This window comes from Sphingomonas daechungensis, from assembly GCF_039543105.1.
Classification (GTDB): Bacteria; Pseudomonadota; Alphaproteobacteria; order Sphingomonadales; family Sphingomonadaceae; genus Sphingomicrobium; species Sphingomicrobium daechungense.
Map to the genome: position 1 here is coordinate 2733308 of NZ_BAABJC010000001.1, position 17490 is coordinate 2750797.

Here is a 17490-nt window from a genome sequence, read left to right on the forward strand (position 1 = left end):
GCCATGATGCGTGAAGTTCTTATCGGTATCGCCGCTGTTGCTTCGGCTCTCGCTGTCGCAACGCCCGCACCTGCCCAGTACCATCCAGCCCCGCAGGGCTATGGCTACAACAATAATTATGGCTCGGTCCGCAGCCTTCAGGCACGGGTCGACAACCTGCAGCGCACGATCAACCGGCTCGACCAGCGCAATATCCTGAGCGAGCGCGAGGCCAATAGCCTGCGCAACCAGTCTCGCGATCTCGAACGGCAGATCTACCGCTCGGCTCGCAACGGGCTCAACCCGCGCGAGGCGCAGTCGCTCACGTATCGCATTTCGCGTCTCGAGCAGCGGATCGGCTACGAAGCGCGCGACGGAAATCGCTGGGGCAACAACGGCTGGAGCGACCGCGATCGTGACGGCCGCAACGATCGCTACGAAGACGATCGCGGCTACCGCCACGACTAAGACCTTCGGAACAGGTCCGAAACAAGGAGGCGCGTTGGGAAACCGGCGCGCCTTTCCCTTTTTGGGCCGTCTGGCTATAGGGCCGGACCGGTAATCAGCCGCACCCCACAGACCACAGAAGGACCTGCCCGAGATGGCCATCACTCCGCTCATGCCCGTTTATCCTCGTTGCGAGGTGAGGCCGGTTCGAGGTGAAGGCGTCTATCTCTATGGCGAGAACGGCGAGAAGTACCTGGACTTCGCGTCGGGCATCGCGGTCAACCTGCTGGGTCACGGCCATCCGCATCTGACCGAGGCGATCGCCAAGCAGGCGGCGACGCTGATGCACGTGTCGAACCTGTACGGTAGCCCTCAGGGCGAGGCATTCGCGCAGCGGCTGGTCGACCTGACTTTCGCCGACACCGTCTTTTTCACCAATTCGGGCGCCGAGGCGGTCGAGTGCGCGATCAAGACCGCGCGCCGCTACCACCATGCCAAGGGCAATCCCCACAAGCATGACCTGATCACCTTTTCGAACGCCTTCCACGGGCGGACAATGGCCACGATCAGCGCGACCAATCAGGAGAAGCTTCGCGACGGCTTCGCGCCGCTGCTGCCCGGCTTCAAGGTCGTGGAGTTCGACAATCTGGAGCAGGCGCTGGCCGCGGTCGACGACAACACCGCCGGTTTCCTTCTTGAGCCGGTGCAGGGCGAAGGCGGGATCCGCCCCGCCAGCCACGAATTCATCGCCGGCCTCCGCGCCGTTTGCGACGAGAAGGACCTGATGCTGGTGTTCGACGAAGTGCAGTGCGGCGTTGCGCGCACGGGCACGCTCTATGCCTACGAGCAATATGGCGTTGAGCCGGACATCATGGCTTCTGCCAAGGGCATCGGCGGAGGCTTCCCGCTTGGCGCCTGCCTCGCAACCGAGAAGGCTGCCAGTGGAATGGTCATTGGAACGCACGGCTCGACCTACGGCGGCAATCCGTTGGCAATGGCGGCCGGTCAGGCGGTCTTCGACGTGATCGCCAACGATGAGTTTCTCACCAACGTTCAACTGATGGGCGAGCGCCTGCGCTCGGCGCTCGAGCAGATGATCCCGAACCACGACCATCTGTTCGAAAGCGTTCGTGGCATGGGTCTGATGCTCGGCATCAAGATGAAGACCGACAGCCGCCAATTTGTGAACTGGCTTCGCACACAGGGTCTGCTGACGGTCGCCGCGGGCGACAACGTCATGCGCGTGCTTCCGCCACTGGTCATCGACGAAAGCCACATTCGGGAGTTCGTCGAGAGCCTGTCCGCCGCAGCCGCCCAGTATGAGGCTCCGGCGGCCGCCGCTTAAGCGGTTGGAAGGCGGGCGCCTGGCTCCTATCTAAGCATCATGCCCGCAGATAAATTGTCCATGGACGTCGCCATCGGCGTCACCATCCCGTCGCGCGACGCTCGTGGGCGAGCCGCGCGTATCGGTCCTGTGCTCGACCAGATCCTGTCCGCGCATAACTACCCGCCGGTAATCGAACGGCTGCTCGCCGAAGCGCTGACGCTGACCGCGTTGCTCGGCTCGCTGCTCAAGGACCCACAGGGCCAGATGACGTTGCAGGCGCAGACGGAGAACGGCGCCGTCGACTTGCTCGTCTGCGACTACCTCGCCGGGGAGCTCCGCGGCTACGTTCGTCATCGCCCCGAGCGGCTCGCCGACATCGGCCCGAACCCATCGCTGTTCGCGCTGTTCGGAAAGGGCTACCTGGCCATCACGTTTGACCAGCCCGTAAGCGACGAGCGATACCAGGGTATTGTGCCGCTCGAAGGCGAGAGCCTTGCCCAGGCCGCACAAAGTTACTTCGCTCAATCAGAACAGATCCCCAGCCTAGTCCGGCTCGCCTCGGAAAAGCGGGACGGCAAATGGCATGCGGGTGGGATCCTGTTTCAGCATCTTCCGGAGGGCGAGGAAGGGCGCGAGCGCCTTCATACACAGCTCGACCATCCGGACTGGCCGCATGTCGCGATCCTCGCTGGCTCGGTGAAGCCGGAAGAGCTGACGGATCCCGAGCTCCCCCTCGACGGCCTGATTTGGCGCCTATTCCACGAAGAGGCGGAGGTGCTAACCTTCGAACCAGTCGCGCTGAAACGTGGATGCCGGTGCGATCCCGACTACGTTCGTTCGGTCATCGCTCGCTTCCCCGAGGAGGAGAGGGCGGAGATGGTCGGCCCCGATGGCTTCATCACGGTCGATTGTGCATTCTGCTCCCAAAGCTTTCCGATCGCCCTGGTGGACGTGTCCTAGTCGAGGAAACACGCTCCACGTTAACCTATTTCATGGTAAGTGCCGCCCGATGAAGCGCCCGATTCGAGCGACCACAGGAGTTTGCGCGGCAGCCGTGGCGCTGCTCGCTTTGACGGCTGCTGCCCGTCCGGCGGTCTTTATGCAGACTTCCGGTGGCTTGTGGGAGGTTAGCCGCGCGGACGGAGGGCGCCGTAACATCTGTATCGCGGATCCTGCTGTTCTTTCCCAGTACGAGCATCTGCGCTCAAACTGCTCGCGTGAGATTATCCGCGACCAGCAGAGCCGCACGGAGGTCCATTACACCTGTACAGGTGGCGCATTCGGACAGTCCAACGTCCAGCTGATTACGCCGCGATCGCTGCGGATTGAGACACAGGGCATCTCCAACAATGCGCCGTTTCATTACGTGCTCCAGGCGCGAAGAATTGGGAATTGCTGAGAAAATTCCCATTCCATTAAGCAAGGGTTTAACCAAGGTCAGGTAGGAGGGGGTCGTGCCGGATTTTGGCACGCTTTCCTCCCAAACGGGCTCAGGCCCGGAACTGGGCCGCTTGTTGAACGACGAGCGGCCCTTCTTTTGTTGCCTTCAACGCCTTAGAGGGCGCCGCCATGGCGGGAATCGGCTCAGACAGGAAGAAGGCGATCGTGCTCCTTTCGGGCGGGCTCGACTCGATGGTGTGCGCGGCGCTTGCTCGCGAACGCGGGTTCGAAGTCCTGGCGCTGACAATCGACTACAACCAGCGCCACCGGGTCGAGATCGAAGCTGCGAGACGCATTGCAGCCGACATCGCAGATCGTCACATCATCCTGCCCCTCGACCTTCGGGCTTTCGGCGGATCGGCGCTGACGAGCGAGACCGAAGTGCCGAAGGACGGTGTGCAGCCGGGTATCCCGGTGACGTACGTGCCGGCGCGCAACCTCATCTTCCTCAGCATCGCTCTGGCCTGGGCCGAGGCCGAGGGGGCGGATGACATCTTCATCGGGGTCAACGCTCTGGATTATTCCGGCTATCCCGATTGCCGGCCGGAATTTGTCGCCGGTTTCGAGACTCTTGCGCGGCTGGCGACCAAGGCCGGTTCCGAAGGTGGAACGATCACAATCAACGCTCCCTTGCAGGAGATGACCAAAGCCCAAATCGCGAGCGAGGCCAACAGGCTCGGCCTGGACGCCGGCATCAGTCACAGCTGCTACGACCCCGCTCCAGACGGGCGGGCTTGTGGCGAATGCGATGCCTGCCGCCTACGCTCGAAAGGGTTCGCAGATGCCGGGATCGAGGATCCGACGGCCTACGCATGAGCTATGCGGTCAAGGAGTGCTTCCTCACGCTTCAGGGCGAAGGGGTTCAAACGGGGCGTCGGGCCGTGTTCCTTCGCTTCGCCGGTTGCAACCTCTGGACTGGCCGCGAGCAGGACCGCGACACGGCCCAGTGCAATTTCTGCGATACGGATTTCGTCGGGACTGACGTAGAGGGCGGGGGCAAGTTCGCCGATGCCCCGACCCTCGCTCAGCAGGTCGAACGAACCTGGGGCCCTGGCACGGAGGATCGGCTGGTGGTCATCACGGGCGGAGAGCCGATGTTGCAGCTCGACCCGCCACTGGTCGAGGCCTTGCATGCACGCGGCTTCCGAATCGCGGTCGAGAGTAACGGCACGATCTCGGCGGTTGCAGGCATCGACTGGCTCTGCATCAGCCCCAAGGCGGGCACCGACGTGGTTCAGCGCCGGGGTAACGAACTGAAACTGGTCTGGCCACAGATGGGTATCGACCCGGCTGAGTTCGAGTGCTGGGACTTCTCGAATTTCCTGATCCAGCCGATGGATTGCGAGGAGCGGGAGTGGGCGCTCCAGGATTCGATCCGGCTAGTGATGGAGCGGCCGCTGTGGCGCCTGTCACTGCAGGCTCACAAGGTCATCGGCCTGCCTTAGCTATTGCGAGTTACCGGCGGCGTTTCCGACGGCGTTGGAATCGTTGGTTGCGGTTTCGACCGTCTCGTTGGCCAATTCCTGCGTGGCGAGGCGTGAGTCCTGCGCTTCAACCGCTTCAAGGGCGCTGGCATCGTTCGCCGGCATCGCCTCGACTGAGACGTTGTCGAGGACTCCGCTGTTCTCGGTGGTCTGCCTATAGCTGCCGCAGGAGGACAATGCGATCACCATCAGGCCGGTGCAGAGCAGGCGTTTCATCGGATTTCCTCGCAAGTACAAAAAAAGAGGCTGCCGGAAAAACCGGCAGCCTCTTGTTCGTCAGCACTCCAAATGGAGAGCCGTCGAATTACATCGCGTTGGTTGCGTTGGCATCCGTCGCGTTGGCGTCGGTCGTCGCGTTCATGTCGGTCGTAACCGCGTTCGCGTCGGTCGTCGCATTCATGTCCATGTTGGCGTCCATCGCTGGCTCGTTCATGGTCATGTTGTCGACGACAAGGTTGTCGACGTTCATCGTGTTGTCTGCGGCTTCGTTGCTGCTGCAAGCCGAAACCGCCAGGGCCGCACCGGCGACCAGGATAAGAGCACGCATTCAAAACTCCCTAGATTATCCGATCTGAAAGTGGGCGGCGCCCACCTCGCAAATCGCGCGCACAATAGTCTGAAGCGCTCGCGCCCATCAAGACACTTTACACGTCAGTGACAAGTCACTGACAAATGACGGGAAAGTTCGCTTCAGCGCATCATCAACGCGCGTCAGAGGCATTTCTTTCCCAAGCGCTTTCATGCTCGTCACCCCAAACTCGCTGATCCCACAAGGAACGATGCCGCCGAAGTGGGAAAGGTCCGGTGCAACATTGATTGCAAACCCGTGCAAGGTAACCCAGCGTTTGATCCGGATGCCGAGCGCGGCGATCTTTGCCTCGGCGGGCCCTTCGCCGACCCAAATTCCGATCCTGCCAGGCGCCCGGTGGGCGGAAATCCCGAGATCGGCCAGGGTAGAGATCATCCAGCCTTCGAGCGAGCAGACCAGATTCCGCACATCGCGGCCGCGCCGTTCAAGGTCGAGCATCAGGTATCCAACCCGCTGGCCGGGGCCGTGATAGGTGTAGCGGCCGCCGCGGCCGGCATCGTAGACCGGGAAGCCGGCGGGATTGAACAACTCCGTTGGGTCGGCGCTCGTCCCGGCAGTGAAGAGCGGGGGATGCTCGACCAGCCAGATGCATTCGCTCGCCGTTCCGGCCCGAATGGCGGCCGCGCGCTCCTCCATGAATGCCAGCGCATCGGGGTAGGGCACCTGCCCTTCACTTACGCGCCATTCGATGTCGCTGGTGTCGATCATGGCTGCGAGATGGCCTTTGCATTCGCTGGTCGCAAGCGCGTTGCAAGTCCCGGCGACGGTCCGCATAACTGCGCCACCATTCCAACAGGGGGACCCTGGTGACAAGTAAACTCTCCATCTCGCGCGCCTGGGACGAAACGCGTGCGCTCCTTCAGAGTGACGGCAAGCTGTTCGCCACGGTTGCACTCGCGTTGCTGGTTTTGCCCGGACTCGTCGCCAACCTGTTCATGCCAACTCCCAAGGTCGGTGAATTTCCGGCGCCGGGTGCTTGGGTCGCGGTCTTGCTCGTCGCGATGCTGATCGCGATCGTGGGGCAGCTAGCGCTCGCCAAGCTGGCCATGGGCAATCGGCTGACCGTGGGAGAAGTGATCACCAGCAGCTTCGCGCGGATGCCCGTCTATTTCATCAGTCAGATGATCTGGGGCCTGCCGTTCGCCATCCTGTTCGTGGGGATCGGCCGCACCTTGCAGGCTCAGCCGGGCGGCGCATTAGCCCTCCTGTTCCTGGTCGTCCTCGTTGCGTTCTTCTTCGTCGTTATCCGCATGGTTCTGACCGGTCCGATCGCCGTTGCGGAACAGATTGGGCCCGTCGAAATCGTCAAGCGAAGCTGGAACCTGACGGCAGGGAATTGGTGGCGGCTGTTCGCTTTCCTGATGATCTTTCTCATCGGCGCGGCGATCCTGATCCTCGCGACCTTCTCGATCCTTGGCTTGGTGGTTCGCATGGTCTTCGGCGAGATGGAGCCGTTCACCGTCGGCGCGCTTCTCGTCTCCCTCGCCGGCGAGATCGTGCAGGCCGGCGTCTACGTCGTCCTGATGGTGATGCTGGCTCGGCTATACGTGCAGGCCTCAGGCCAAGAGGCTCAGGCGAGCGTCCCCAGCAGCGGGATCTGAGGAGCGCAATCGCGCGGCAGCGCTCCGATCAGGCGTGGATCGGGAAAGCGCTCGATCGCGCGCTTGTACGGAGTGAAGCCCGCCCGGCGATAGGCTGAGAGGGCCGCCGGATGATCAAGCGTGCAAGTGTGCACGTGGACCCGGCGGACGCCGTCTCGCCAGGCCCTGTCGACAGCCTCGGCGAGTAGCCAGCGGCCATGACCTTGCCCGGACAACTCTGGGAGTACGCCGACGAAGGAGAGTTCGCATTCGCCCGGCTGGCGATAATCGAGTTCCAGCATGCCGACCGCCCTCCCAGCCTCGTCTTCAACGGAGAAAAGCTCGACCTTCGGGTCCTGGATGATCGCGGACAGGTCGCCATCAGCCATCACGAGGCGCGAAAACCAGAGCCATCGGGACCCAATGCTTGCGAAAAGCTCGCGATAGGCGCCGGGCTCCGGGTCCTCGATGCGGCGGAGCTTCCAAGGTGAGGGAGGCACTTCGACCTGCGGCCGCGCGTGCATCTCCAGGAATGTGACGACCGCGACGAGATCGCGGTCCGAGACTTCGTCGTAGCTCATGTCCAGGCGGCGAGGGGCGGGAGGCTCATCAGGATGGCGTCGATGTTTCCGCCAGTCTTGAGGCCGAACAAGGTGCCGCGGTCGTAGAGGAGGTTGAACTCCACATAGCGGCCGCGGAATTCCAGCAGCTTGCTCATGTCGTCTTCGGTGAAAGGCGTTCTCAGGCGGGCGCGGACAATCTTCGGAAAGATGTCGAGGAAGGCTTCGCCGACATCTCGGGTAAAGGCGAAGTTCTCCTCGAAAGTCGGTCCTTCCCCAGGCTCAAAGCACTCGAGATGGTCGTAGAAGATCCCGCCGACCCCGCGAGCGACACCGCGATGGGGCAGGAAGAAATAGTCTTCGGCCCACTTCGAGAAGCGCGGATAGAAGGTCGGGTCGTGGGCGGCGCAGGCCGCACGGAGACGAGCGTGGAAGGCGTCAGTGTCTTCCGGGTTTGGAATGGCGGGGTTGAGATCCGCGCCGCCCCCGAACCAGCGTTTGGTCGTCGTCAGGAAGCGCGTGTTCATGTGGACGGCCGGGACGTGCGGATTGGCCATGTGGGCGACCAGGCTGATGCCGGTGGCGAAGAACCGGGGATCCTCTGCCGCGCCGTGGATGCTTGCCGCGAACTCCGGGGCGAAGCGGCCACCGACGGTCGAGACATTGACGCCGACCTTTTCGAAGACCTTGCCGGTCATCTGGCCGCGAACGCCGCCGCCGCCCGGCCCGCCCTCGGCATCTTCGCGCTCCCACGGAGTGTAGCGGAAGGACGCTTCGCTATCGGCTTCGCGCTCGATTTTCTCGAATGCCGCACAGATGCGATCGCGCAGCGATTCGAACCAGTCGCGGGCGGCCTGCTGTTGTTCGTCGAGCACAAGCATGGCCGCCACATAGCGCACCGTGCGCGAATGCCAATTGTGGCACTTGGCAGTGCCGAAACGCGCCGCTATCAGCACCGCCAATCGCCCTTGGGGTCCTCCCGTGGGCGACTTCGTTATGTGCCGGTCGGCACGGACAGACAATGCGTCACATTGGGCGTCACAAGGGGAAGCATGGCCACGCTGGAACAATCCGCACAGGCTGAAACGGAGGGTGGCGTTCGCCGCCGGGATTTCCTGAATGTCGCGGCCGTCAGCTTCGCCGGAGTCGGTGCGGTTGCCGTCGCCATTCCGCTGATCAACCAGATGAATCCGCCGGCGGACGTGCTGGCGCTGGCGTCGACCGAAGTCGATATCTCGAAGATCGCATCGGGGCAGGCGATCAAGACCGTGTGGCGCAAGCAGCCGGTGTTCATCCGTAACCTGACTCCGGCTGAGATTCAGGCTGCCAATGCCGTTCCGATGTCGGAGCTTCGCGATCCGGAATCGCTCGCTCAGCGCACCAAGCCGGGCAAGGCGAACTGGCTGATCACGCTCGGTGTGTGCACCCACCTCGGCTGCGTGCCGCTGGGTGTCGGCGAGGGTGAGAACCGCGGACCGTTCGGCGGTTATTTCTGCCCGTGCCACGGTTCGGCGTACGACACCGCGGCCCGGATCCGCCAGGGACCGGCCCCGAAGAACTTGATGGTACCCAATTATGAATTCGTGTCCGACACGACTGTTCGCATCGGCTAAAGGGGAAAGAGCCTAAGATGAGCTTTGCCTGGGCAAAACCCTACGAACCGAAGGCCCCGCTCATGCGGTGGCTGGACGAGCGGCTACCGCTTCCCCGCCTGGTCTATGGCGCGGTCGGCGGCGGTTATCCGGTTCCGCGTAATCTGAACTACTGGTGGAACTTCGGCATCCTCGCCGGCCTGTTCCTGACGATCCAGATCGTCACCGGAATCGTCCTAGCCATGTGGTATTATGCGAGCGTCGACGGAGCGTTCAATTCGGTCGAGCACATCATGCGCGACGTGAACGGTGGATGGGCCCTTCGCTACATCCACATGAACGGCGCGAGCTTCTTCTTCATCGTCACCTATATCCACATCTTCCGCGGGCTCTATTACGGTTCGTACAAGGCACCGCGTGAGCTGGTGTGGATGCTCGGCCTCGTCATTTACCTGCTGATGATGGCGACGGCGTTCATGGGTTACGTGCTCCCCTGGGGACAAATGAGCTACTGGGGAGCGCAGGTCATCACCGGCTTCTTCTCGGCATTCCCGCTCGTGGGCGAGCCGATCCGTGTCTGGCTGCTTGGCGGCTTCGCGCCGGACCAGGCTGCATTGACCCGGTTCTTCTCGCTGCACTATTTGCTGCCGTTCGTGATCGCGGCGGTCGTGATCCTGCACATCTGGGCGCTGCACATTCCGGGTTCGAGCAACCCGACGGGCGTCGACGTCAAGGATGAAAAGGACACTCTGCCTTTCCACCCGTACTACACGGCGAAGGACGGCTGGTTTGCGGCGGGCTTCCTGCTGGTCTTCTCGCTGTTCGTCTATTTCCTGCCGAACTACCTTGGACATCCGGACAACTACATTCCGGCCAACCCGTTGGCGACGCCGGCGCATATCGTGCCCGAATGGTACTTCTGGCCATTCTACGCGATCCTTCGCGCCTTCACCGTGGACTTCATCTTGCCGGCAAAGCTGTGGGGCGTGCTGGCGATGTTCAGCTCGATCCTGATCCTGTTCTTCCTGCCTTGGCTCGACAAGTCGCCGGTTCGCTCCGGCAACTATCGTCCGGTGTTCAAGCGATTCTTCTGGCTGCTGGTGATCGACGTCCTGATCCTCGGCTATTGCGGAGGCGCTCCGGCGACGCCGCTCTATGTCGGCCTGAGCCAGCTGGCAGCAGCATATTATTTCGCGCACTTCCTGATCATCCTGCCGCTGGTGTCGGCGTTCGAACGGCCGCTTCCGCTGCCGGATTCGATCACATCGGCCGTGCTGCATCATGAAACGGAACAGGGCCCCGCCGGTACGCTGGCGACCGGCCGTGCGGCCGCCGAGTAAGGGGACGGGAATGCGTTACATACTGGGCTTGGTCGGCGCCGTCTTTTCGGTAGTGCTGCTGATCTCGTTCTTCAGCAACGTCTCGACCTATTGGTCGAGCCCGCCACCAAAGACTGCTGAGGAGGAATTTCATCTCCATCCCAAGCACCTCTCGCTGGCGAGCGATGGCCCGCTCGGGAAGTTCGACAAGCAGCAGCTCCAGCGCGGCTTCCAGGTCTACAAGGAGGTCTGCTCGGCATGCCACAGCCTCAGCCAGGTCGCGTTCCACAACCTTGAAGGGCTTGGCTATACCGAGGCCGAGATCAAGGCGATCGCCAATCAGTGGCCGACCGAGGTTCCGAGTGTGAACCCTGAAACCGGCGAACCCGCGACCCGCAAGGCACTGCCGTCGGATCGCTTCCCGGCACCCTACGCCAACGACACGGCTGCGCGCGCAGCGAACAACAATGCGCTTCCGCCTGATCTCTCGCTGATGACCAAGGCGCGCCATGGCGGCGCGGCCTACGTTTATTCGCTGCTGACCGGCTATCGGAATCAGCCCGCCGAGCTGCTCAAGGAGTTCCCGGCCGCGAAAACCCCGCAGGGCCTGCATTACAACCCGTACTTCGCGAACCTCAACCTCGCGATGCCGCCGCCGCTGACCAGCGAAGGCCAGGTCGTGTACGCTCCGGGTAATCCGAAACCGACCGTCGACCAGATGGCCAAGGACGTTGCAGCGTTCCTGGTGTGGACGGCGGAGCCCAATCTGCCGAACCGTCACGCGACGGGCATTGCAGTGGCAGTATTCCTCCTCTTCGCGACTGTCCTTGCGCGTCTCGCCTTCCTGAACATTCGCAATCAGAAGAAGGCGACCCTGGTTCGCGAGACCGGCGTCCTCGAGCCGGAGAACCAGGCCAAGTCGAAGCGAGCCAAGCGCAAGGCTGGCATCGACGGCTGACGAACAGCCTCCAAGGCTGTGACCCTGACCGTCGCCGTGTTATGCGGCGACGGACAGGGAGGGCCCATGGCGACGGCTTCCAGAAGGCATTACCCGCACGCGCGGACGGACGCTCTTGTCGGCGTCGCGATCGTTTCAGCTGCGATTTTCGTGTGGCTTATTGCGGGGCCTGTGTTTGGGCCAGTCAAGCAGAAGGTCCATGCGGGGCATTTGCCAATGCTCTATGCTCACATTGCGGGCGGCATCTGCATGCTCTTCGCTGGCGCCATAGCGCTACGCATTGGGCTCACCCGCGAATGGTTCCGATGGCATAAGCCTGCCGGCTACACCTACATCGTTGGCGGATCGGCCGGCGCTATCGCCGCGCTGATCCGGTCGTTCGACACCCAGCATACCCCGGGCATCTCCACCGGCGCTCTCGCGGCTGTGTGGATTGCGTTCACAGCGATGGCGTTCCGCGCGATCAGGAACCGGCGGATCGAGCAGCACAGAACCTGGATGATCCGCAGCTACGTTGCGGCCTGGACGTTCGTGGCGTGCCGATTTTGGTCCCGGGCGATGCCCGGAGAGCTTCAAGCCAATGTCAACGACATGATATGGGCGACCTGGGTGATGCCCTTGTTCCTCACCGAGATCCTGCTCCAGTGGCGAGCGGGCTCGCGTCTCAACCGTAGCTAGTCGCAAGGTTCGGATAAGCCATCTGAAATCATCGGCTTAGTTCATTTCGTATTCACGCCCGCGCGCGGAAATGCAGGGTAACGTGTAACTCAAGCGTACTGGAATTCCTTATGCGCGTTTCTCAACTCAAGCTCGGTGCGCTCGCAGTCACCGCCGCGATTGGCCTCGGCGGCTGCGCCTACGGACCTTATGGCGGACTTGGCGTCGGTGTCGGGTACGGTGACGGCTATTACGACCCGTACTACGGCAGCGGATATTACGGCGGCGGCTACTATGGCAGCAGCTATTATGGCGGCATCGGCTACGGCACGCCGGGCTACGGCTGGTACGACGGCTATTATTATCCGGGATCCGGCTATTACGTGTACGATCGCCATCGGAACCCGTACCGTTGGTCCGATACGCAGCGCCGCTATTGGCAGTGGCGCCAGCGTGGCGCGCCGCGGGCGACGGGTGGCACCGGCCAGATCGTCCAGAACTGGGCCGACTTCCAAAACGGCCCGCGAGCGACGAACAACAATGTTCGGCAGCAGCGCGGCGTGAGGACCAATCAGACCTTCACCGAGCCGACTCGCGAGCGGGCGCAGCAGCCTCGTCGTGTCGTCCGCAGCGAGGGCGAACAGCAGGATCGCCGCGGCAATCGCGGCGGCCGTAACCGCCACACGCAACAAGACTGACGATAAGTGACGGAGCGGTCGCTCGGCCGCTCCGGTTGCTCAGTCCTCGGTTGGTCGGCGCCGGATCAGCACGATCGATGTGAAGCGCATCACCGGGACGTCGTCCTGGTTGGTGACCGTCGTTTCCGTTCGGAACGAGCCGATGTCGGGCTTCGACTGCGATGGTCTCGTCTCGATGATCTTTCCGCGCACGTGAAGGGTGTCGCCGGGATAGACCGGCTTCAGCCAGCGCAGCTCGTCAATGCCGGGTGAGCCCAGTCCCGCTTGCTCGTCCTCGACAACATAGCGGGCGATCACGGCCATGGTCATGGCCGTCGTGTGCCAGCCGCTGGCCGCCAGCCTCCCGAAATGGGTTTTGGCGGCGGCCTCGTCCGACAAGTGGAATGGCTGCGGATCGTACTTGCGAGCGAACTCCAGCACTTCCTCGCGAGTGACGTCGTAACTACCGAAGTAGGTCTCGGAGCCGACCTGCAAATCTTCGAAATAAATCATTGGGCACCGTTAGCCACCGTCATGGCTTGGCGCGAGTGCAAAGGGCGCGCTACCACGCCGCTTGTGACGAACGGTTCTGCAGGAATGATGCGGTGGCACCCGCGGCTCGTGGAGGCCGCGAAGGCTCTTAATGAAAACCGGCTGGATATCGCAGAGCGTCTGCTGAAGCCGCACCTGATGGAGGACCCGTTCGATGTCCGCGCCATCCGCATGCTTGCCGAGCTTGCGGCGCGGCTGGGGCGGCTGAAGGATTCCGAGGTTCTCCTGCGTCGCGCGCTGGAGATCGATCCTAACTTCACGGGCGCGCGCGCCAACCTGGCGATGGTTCTTGGCAGGCTCGGGCGGCCCTCGGAGGCGCTGGAACTGCTGGACGGCGTCTTTGAGGCCGAGCCCGATCGCGTTGGCCACCTCAACCTCAAGGCGGCAACGTTGGGACGGTTGGGCGATTTCGAGCAGGCACTGATGCTCTACGAGCAGGTCTTGTCCCGCGCGCCCAACCAGCCGCGCGTACTGATGAGCTACGGCCACATGCTGAAGACCGTTGGGCGGCTGGGGGATTCGGTTGCTGCGTATCGGGATGCGATCGCGATCAACCCGGCGCTGGGCGAGGTGTGGTGGAGCCTCGCCAATCTCAAGACGGTCGAGTTCACCGACGAAGACATTGCGGCCATGGAAGCTGCTCTGGCGCGCTCCGATCTCAAGGACGACGATCGCTTCCACGTCGAGTTCGCGCTCGGGAAGGCTTTTCACGATCGCGGCCGCGGGGACGAGGCGTTCGCCCATTACGCGGCGGGCAACAAGCTTCGGCGCGAATATCATCCGTTCAATGCGGATCACCTGACGCAGCTGGTGGATCGCAGCATCGAGCTGTTTACGGCTGAACTCCTGACGCGGCCAGGCGGGAGTCCCGCGCCGGATCCGATCTTCATCGTCGGCATGCCGCGTGCGGGATCGACCTTGATCGAACAGATCCTGTCCTCGCATAGTTTGGTCGAAGGTACGTCGGAACTGCCGGACATGCCCGCCGTCGCTCGCGGTCGGGGGAAGTATCCGTCATCTGCCGTTGACCTCAGCGAAGACGAGCGACGGGACGCCGGTGAGGAATACCTCAAGCGCAGCGCGGTGCAGCGGCGGACGGACCGGCCCTTCTTCATCGACAAGCTGCCGAACAACTGGACTTTCGTCCCCTTCATCCAGTTCGTGCTGCCGAACGCGAAGATCATCGACGCCAGGCGTCACCCGCTCGCCTGCTGCATGTCCAACTTCCGGCAGCATTTCGCTCGCGGTCAGGACTTCACCTACGATCTCGGGGATCTCGGACGGTACTACTCCGACTATGTGCGCTTGATGGCTCACATGGACTTGGTGATGCCGGGCCGGGTTCATCGGGTCGTCTACGAGCGGATGGTGGAAAATACGGAGGAACAAGTCCGGGCGCTGCTCGAATATTGCGGATTGGAGTTCGAGCCTTCGGTGATGGAATTTTACAAGACAGAGCGCGCGGTTCGGACTCCGAGCTCCGAACAGGTACGGCAGCCGATTTATACCCACGCCACCGACGAATGGCGCGCCTACGAACCTCATCTCGGCCCGCTCAAAGCGGCATTGGGGACTATGCTCGACGCATACCCGCGCGCTCCTGTCGAATATCTGTAGCATCGTCGACACAATCCGCCGTGAAGTGACGGCACCGCAACGACTGGACGTTGACAAGTCGTAAGCGCTCTGACGGCATAGGCCTACTTGGTCAGTAGGGGGCTTAAATGACCGCTCGGAAGATTCGCGCGCTTACATTCGGTTTTCTCGCGTCGACGGCAATTGCCGCACCATCATTCGCGCAAACGACGCCTGCACCGGATCCCAGCCAGGAGCCTGCGGCAGCAGACGCGGCAGAGCAGCCCGCACCGACTCAAGTCGCTCAAGCAGAGGACTCCAACGAGATCATCGTCACGGCCCAGAAGCGTGAGGAGAATCTCCAGAACGTCCCGATCAGCGTCCAGGCGATCGGCACTCGGCGGCTCGACCAGCTGAACATTTCCAACTTCGAGGATTTCGCGAAGCAGCTTCCGTCCGTCAGTTTCCAGACCGCGGCACCGGGCTTCGCTATCGTCTATATGCGCGGCGTCGCCACGGGCGGTGACGGCAATCACACAGGTTCGCTGCCTTCAGTCGGCTATTATCTGGATGAGCAGCCGGTCACGACCATCGGCGGCAACCTCGATGTTCATATCTACGACATTGCGCGCATCGAGAGCCTCGCTGGGCCCCAGGGCACTCTCTACGGCGCATCGAGCGAAGCGGGCACGATCCGCATCATCACCAACAAGCCGGAGCTTGGGGTCACCGCTGGCCGGATTGACGCTGAGCTCAACACGGTCGCTCACGGCGGCGTAGGCGGAAGCCTGGAGGGCATGGTCAACCTGCCGGTTTCCGACAACATCGCGTTCCGCGGCGTGGCCTTCTGGCAGAGGGATGCCGGTTACATAGACAATATCCGCGGCACGCGGTCCTATTGCGGAACGCCGATCCTCGATCCTCTCAACGGCGGCATCATCGGTTGTATCCGAGACGGATTCCAGGCCGATAACGCTTCTTTCGTGAAGGACAATTTCAACACCAACACGACCTACGGCGGTCGAGCGGCGTTGAAAATCGATCTTAACGAGAATTGGACCGTCACGCCGACGATCATGCACCAGCGCTCGGAAACGCGGGGTGTCTGGTACTTCGACGAACGCCTTGGCGATTTGGAAACGCAGAGGTTCCGGAAGGAGCCAGGCGTAGACAAGTTCACGCAATATGCCCTGACCGTTGAGGGGAAGGTGGGCAATTTCGACATCACCTATGCCGGCGCGTTCATGCATCGGCCAAATCATTCGACCAACGACTACACCGACTATGCTGATGCCTATGACGCCTATTACGAGAGCTACGGCGGCATCGCGAACTATCAGTATTACTTCGACAACAACGGCAACTCGGTTGACCCGCGCCAGTACATTACAGGCGGGAACAACTACAAGAAGATGAGCCAGGAACTGCGGATCGCGTCCCCGGCAGAGAATCGTTTCCGGGTCATCGGGGGTGCGTTCTACCAACGCCAGACCAACGATATTCTCCAGGAATACCATGTCGACAACCTCGCTGACACGTTGTCCGTCAACGGCCGCCCGGGTCTAATCTGGCTGACGTCGCAGAAGAGAATCGACCGCGACTATGCGCTGTTCGGGGAAGCGACGTTCGACGTCTCGCCGCAATTCGCGCTGACCGGCGGCCTCCGCTGGTACAAGTTCGACAATACCGTCTTCGGTTTTGCGGGCTTCGGTCGTGACCCAGCCTTCTTCCAGGGCGCATCGGGCAATCCGCCGCCGAACGCGGTCGGCAGCACTCGAACGGGCGTTGCGCAGTGCTACACGACGAGCGGCGATACCCTGCGGGATTCGCAGCTCAACGGCACCGACACGACCTTGATCACCAATGGCGCCATCGCCGGCACGCCATGCATCAACGTCGCCGACTTCGTGAACGGCAAGCTGGTCCCGAAGCAAAGCAAGGATTCCGGCTTCACCTATCGCTTCAACGGTACCTGGAAGCCGCAGGAGGGTCTGCTGTTCTACGGGACCTGGTCGAAGGGCTTCCGGCCTGGCGGCATCAACCGCCAGCCGGGACTGGCGCCCTATGATCCGGACTTCCTCGTGAACTACGAGCTGGGATGGAAGACTTCGTTCGGGCCGCTGCGGTGGAACGGTGCGATCTATCATCAGCTTTGGGAAAGCTTCCAGTTCAGCTTCCTTGGCCTGAACAGCCTTACGGTTGTCCAGAACGGCCGCGATGCGAAGGTGAACGGCATTGAGACGGATATCAGCTACGTCAGTGGCGGCCTCAGCCTGAACGCCGCCGCGGCCTACACCGACGCGAAGGTAAAGCAGAACGTCTGCGCCGTCGCTGCCGACACGGCTCCCGACTGCGACGGCGTACCCGGGGACTCAATCACCGCCCCCAAGGGAACGCGCCTGCCTATCACCCCGAAGTTCAAGGTAACGGGGACAGCGCGCTACACCTGGGACATCGGCCCGGGTAAGGCTCATGGACAGATCGGCCTGGTCCATCAGGGCTCGGCACGCTCGGCGCTCAGGGTCGCCGACAACCTGCAGACCGGGAAGCTTCGTGCCTACACGCTCGTCGACCTGTTCGCGGGTTACGAGTGGAACAAGCACAGCATCGAGCTCTTCGCCACGAACCTGTTCGATAGCCGCAACGAGCTTTCCCGCGGCGTCTCGTGCAGCATCTGTACGAACGTCCATATCGTGCCCGGCAGGCCGCGCACGATCGGACTTCGACTCGGCACACGGTTCTGACGCGGAGCAG

20 protein-coding genes are annotated in these 17490 nt (G+C 62.3%); 14 read left to right on the forward strand and 6 right to left on the reverse strand.

What is annotated here, in order from left to right; translation table 11 throughout:
- The first annotated feature begins 6 nt into the window (after positions 1–6).
- From ABD928_RS14115 to queE, 6 genes are all read left to right on the forward strand, one after another.
- Positions 7–447 (forward strand): hypothetical protein, encoded by a 441-nt coding sequence (locus ABD928_RS14115; protein ID WP_187714769.1) that lies wholly within the window; start codon positions 7–9, stop codon positions 445–447.
- 133 nt (positions 448–580) lie between these two features.
- On the forward strand, positions 581–1771 hold the full coding sequence (locus ABD928_RS14120) for an aspartate aminotransferase family protein (RefSeq protein ID WP_187714768.1): 1191 nt from the start codon (positions 581–583) through the stop codon (positions 1769–1771).
- Positions 1772–1810: 39 nt separating this feature from the next.
- Entirely contained in the window at positions 1811–2713 is a 903-nt protein-coding gene (gene hslO, locus ABD928_RS14125) for an Hsp33 family molecular chaperone HslO (RefSeq protein WP_187714767.1), read from the forward strand.
- A gap of 49 nt (positions 2714–2762) precedes the next feature.
- Positions 2763–3152 (forward strand): hypothetical protein, encoded by a 390-nt coding sequence (locus ABD928_RS14130; protein ID WP_187714766.1) that lies wholly within the window; start codon positions 2763–2765, stop codon positions 3150–3152.
- Between the two features lie 170 nt (positions 3153–3322).
- Positions 3323–4009, forward strand: a complete 687-nt coding sequence (queC, locus tag ABD928_RS14135) for a 7-cyano-7-deazaguanine synthase QueC (RefSeq protein ID WP_345169815.1) — start codon at positions 3323–3325, stop codon at positions 4007–4009.
- A complete protein-coding gene (gene queE, locus ABD928_RS14140) occupies positions 4006–4638 on the forward strand; it encodes a 7-carboxy-7-deazaguanine synthase (RefSeq protein WP_187714765.1) in 633 nt (210 codons plus the stop codon). The genes queC and queE overlap by 4 nt, the downstream gene beginning before the upstream one ends.
- On the opposite strand, the gene ABD928_RS14145 is transcribed toward queE, so the two are convergent.
- From ABD928_RS14145 to lipB, 3 genes are all read right to left on the reverse strand, one after another.
- The gene (locus ABD928_RS14145; protein ID WP_187714764.1) at positions 4639–4893 is read right to left on the reverse strand and encodes a hypothetical protein; all 255 of its coding nucleotides are present in this window, start codon (positions 4891–4893) and stop codon (positions 4639–4641) included.
- 88 nt (positions 4894–4981) lie between these two features.
- A complete protein-coding gene (locus ABD928_RS14150) occupies positions 4982–5224 on the reverse strand; it encodes a hypothetical protein (RefSeq protein WP_187714763.1) in 243 nt (80 codons plus the stop codon).
- Between the two features lie 87 nt (positions 5225–5311).
- Positions 5312–5974 carry a lipoyl(octanoyl) transferase LipB gene (gene lipB, locus ABD928_RS14155; protein WP_345169819.1) on the reverse strand — a complete coding sequence of 221 codons (663 nt, stop codon included), beginning with the start codon at positions 5972–5974 and terminating at the stop codon, positions 5312–5314.
- 98 nt (positions 5975–6072) lie between these two features.
- Here lipB and ABD928_RS14160 point away from each other — a divergent pair, with 98 nt between their 5' ends.
- The gene (locus ABD928_RS14160) at positions 6073–6867 is read left to right on the forward strand and encodes a glycerophosphoryl diester phosphodiesterase membrane domain-containing protein (protein ID WP_187714762.1); all 795 of its coding nucleotides are present in this window, start codon (positions 6073–6075) and stop codon (positions 6865–6867) included.
- On the opposite strand, the gene ABD928_RS14165 is transcribed toward ABD928_RS14160, so the two are convergent.
- Both ABD928_RS14165 and hemF read right to left on the reverse strand, forming a co-directional pair.
- Entirely contained in the window at positions 6837–7427 is a 591-nt protein-coding gene (locus ABD928_RS14165; protein WP_187714761.1) for a GNAT family N-acetyltransferase, read from the reverse strand. The genes ABD928_RS14160 and ABD928_RS14165 overlap by 31 nt on opposite strands.
- Positions 7424–8287, reverse strand: a complete 864-nt coding sequence (gene hemF / locus ABD928_RS14170) for an oxygen-dependent coproporphyrinogen oxidase (protein ID WP_345170219.1) — start codon at positions 8285–8287, stop codon at positions 7424–7426. The genes ABD928_RS14165 and hemF overlap by 4 nt, the downstream gene beginning before the upstream one ends.
- Before the next feature lie 171 nt (positions 8288–8458).
- Between hemF and petA the strand changes: the two genes are divergently transcribed.
- From petA to ABD928_RS14195, 5 genes are all read left to right on the forward strand, one after another.
- Positions 8459–9019: a ubiquinol-cytochrome c reductase iron-sulfur subunit gene (petA, locus tag ABD928_RS14175; RefSeq protein WP_187714760.1), complete on the forward strand. Its 561-nt coding sequence runs from the start codon at positions 8459–8461 to the stop codon at positions 9017–9019.
- Positions 9020–9036: 17 nt separating this feature from the next.
- Complete coding sequence (locus ABD928_RS14180; RefSeq protein ID WP_187714759.1) at positions 9037–10338, forward strand: cytochrome b; 1302 nt, start codon at positions 9037–9039, stop codon at positions 10336–10338.
- Positions 10339–10348: 10 nt separating this feature from the next.
- Complete coding sequence (locus tag ABD928_RS14185; protein WP_187714758.1) at positions 10349–11275, forward strand: cytochrome c1; 927 nt, start codon at positions 10349–10351, stop codon at positions 11273–11275.
- 66 nt (positions 11276–11341) lie between these two features.
- Positions 11342–11953: a DUF2306 domain-containing protein gene (locus tag ABD928_RS14190; RefSeq protein WP_187714757.1), complete on the forward strand. Its 612-nt coding sequence runs from the start codon at positions 11342–11344 to the stop codon at positions 11951–11953.
- A 110-nt stretch (positions 11954–12063) separates the two neighbouring features.
- Positions 12064–12630, forward strand: a complete 567-nt coding sequence (locus ABD928_RS14195) for a hypothetical protein (RefSeq protein WP_187714756.1) — start codon at positions 12064–12066, stop codon at positions 12628–12630.
- Positions 12631–12669: 39 nt separating this feature from the next.
- On the opposite strand, the gene ABD928_RS14200 is transcribed toward ABD928_RS14195, so the two are convergent.
- Entirely contained in the window at positions 12670–13122 is a 453-nt protein-coding gene (locus ABD928_RS14200; protein WP_187714755.1) for a MaoC family dehydratase, read from the reverse strand.
- An 87-nt stretch (positions 13123–13209) separates the two neighbouring features.
- Between ABD928_RS14200 and ABD928_RS14205 the strand changes: the two genes are divergently transcribed.
- Together ABD928_RS14205 and ABD928_RS14210 are read left to right on the forward strand one after the other, a co-directional pair.
- Positions 13210–14778, forward strand: a complete 1569-nt coding sequence (locus ABD928_RS14205) for a tetratricopeptide repeat-containing sulfotransferase family protein (RefSeq protein ID WP_345169822.1) — start codon at positions 13210–13212, stop codon at positions 14776–14778.
- 107 nt (positions 14779–14885) lie between these two features.
- Entirely contained in the window at positions 14886–17480 is a 2595-nt protein-coding gene (locus ABD928_RS14210; RefSeq protein WP_345169824.1) for a TonB-dependent receptor, read from the forward strand.
- Positions 17481–17490 lie beyond the last annotated feature (10 nt).

What these genes read in the sequence shown, in the direction of transcription:
- ABD928_RS14115 (WP_187714769.1), top strand. Translation starts at nt 7, where the DNA reads ATGCGTGAAGTTCTTATCGGTATCGCCGCTGTTGCTTCGGCTCTCGCT.
- ABD928_RS14120 (WP_187714768.1), top strand. Translation starts at nt 581, where the DNA reads ATGGCCATCACTCCGCTCATGCCCGTTTATCCTCGTTGCGAGGTGAGG.
- hslO (WP_187714767.1), top strand. Translation starts at nt 1,811, where the DNA reads ATGCCCGCAGATAAATTGTCCATGGACGTCGCCATCGGCGTCACCATC.
- ABD928_RS14130 (WP_187714766.1), top strand. Translation starts at nt 2,763, where the DNA reads ATGAAGCGCCCGATTCGAGCGACCACAGGAGTTTGCGCGGCAGCCGTG.
- queC (WP_345169815.1), top strand. Translation starts at nt 3,323, where the DNA reads ATGGCGGGAATCGGCTCAGACAGGAAGAAGGCGATCGTGCTCCTTTCG.
- queE (WP_187714765.1), top strand. Translation starts at nt 4,006, where the DNA reads ATGAGCTATGCGGTCAAGGAGTGCTTCCTCACGCTTCAGGGCGAAGGG.
- ABD928_RS14145 (WP_187714764.1), bottom strand. Translation starts at nt 4,893, where the DNA reads ATGAAACGCCTGCTCTGCACCGGCCTGATGGTGATCGCATTGTCCTCC.
- ABD928_RS14150 (WP_187714763.1), bottom strand. Translation starts at nt 5,224, where the DNA reads ATGCGTGCTCTTATCCTGGTCGCCGGTGCGGCCCTGGCGGTTTCGGCT.
- lipB (WP_345169819.1), bottom strand. Translation starts at nt 5,974, where the DNA reads ATGATCGACACCAGCGACATCGAATGGCGCGTAAGTGAAGGGCAGGTG.
- ABD928_RS14165 (WP_187714761.1), bottom strand. Translation starts at nt 7,427, where the DNA reads ATGAGCTACGACGAAGTCTCGGACCGCGATCTCGTCGCGGTCGTCACA.
- hemF (WP_345170219.1), bottom strand. Translation starts at nt 8,287, where the DNA reads ATGCTTGTGCTCGACGAACAACAGCAGGCCGCCCGCGACTGGTTCGAA.
- petA (WP_187714760.1), top strand. Translation starts at nt 8,459, where the DNA reads ATGGCCACGCTGGAACAATCCGCACAGGCTGAAACGGAGGGTGGCGTT.
- ABD928_RS14180 (WP_187714759.1), top strand. Translation starts at nt 9,037, where the DNA reads ATGAGCTTTGCCTGGGCAAAACCCTACGAACCGAAGGCCCCGCTCATG.
- ABD928_RS14185 (WP_187714758.1), top strand. Translation starts at nt 10,349, where the DNA reads ATGCGTTACATACTGGGCTTGGTCGGCGCCGTCTTTTCGGTAGTGCTG.
- ABD928_RS14190 (WP_187714757.1), top strand. Translation starts at nt 11,342, where the DNA reads ATGGCGACGGCTTCCAGAAGGCATTACCCGCACGCGCGGACGGACGCT.
- ABD928_RS14195 (WP_187714756.1), top strand. Translation starts at nt 12,064, where the DNA reads ATGCGCGTTTCTCAACTCAAGCTCGGTGCGCTCGCAGTCACCGCCGCG.
- ABD928_RS14200 (WP_187714755.1), bottom strand. Translation starts at nt 13,122, where the DNA reads ATGATTTATTTCGAAGATTTGCAGGTCGGCTCCGAGACCTACTTCGGT.
- ABD928_RS14205 (WP_345169822.1), top strand. Translation starts at nt 13,210, where the DNA reads ATGCGGTGGCACCCGCGGCTCGTGGAGGCCGCGAAGGCTCTTAATGAA.
- ABD928_RS14210 (WP_345169824.1), top strand. Translation starts at nt 14,886, where the DNA reads ATGACCGCTCGGAAGATTCGCGCGCTTACATTCGGTTTTCTCGCGTCG.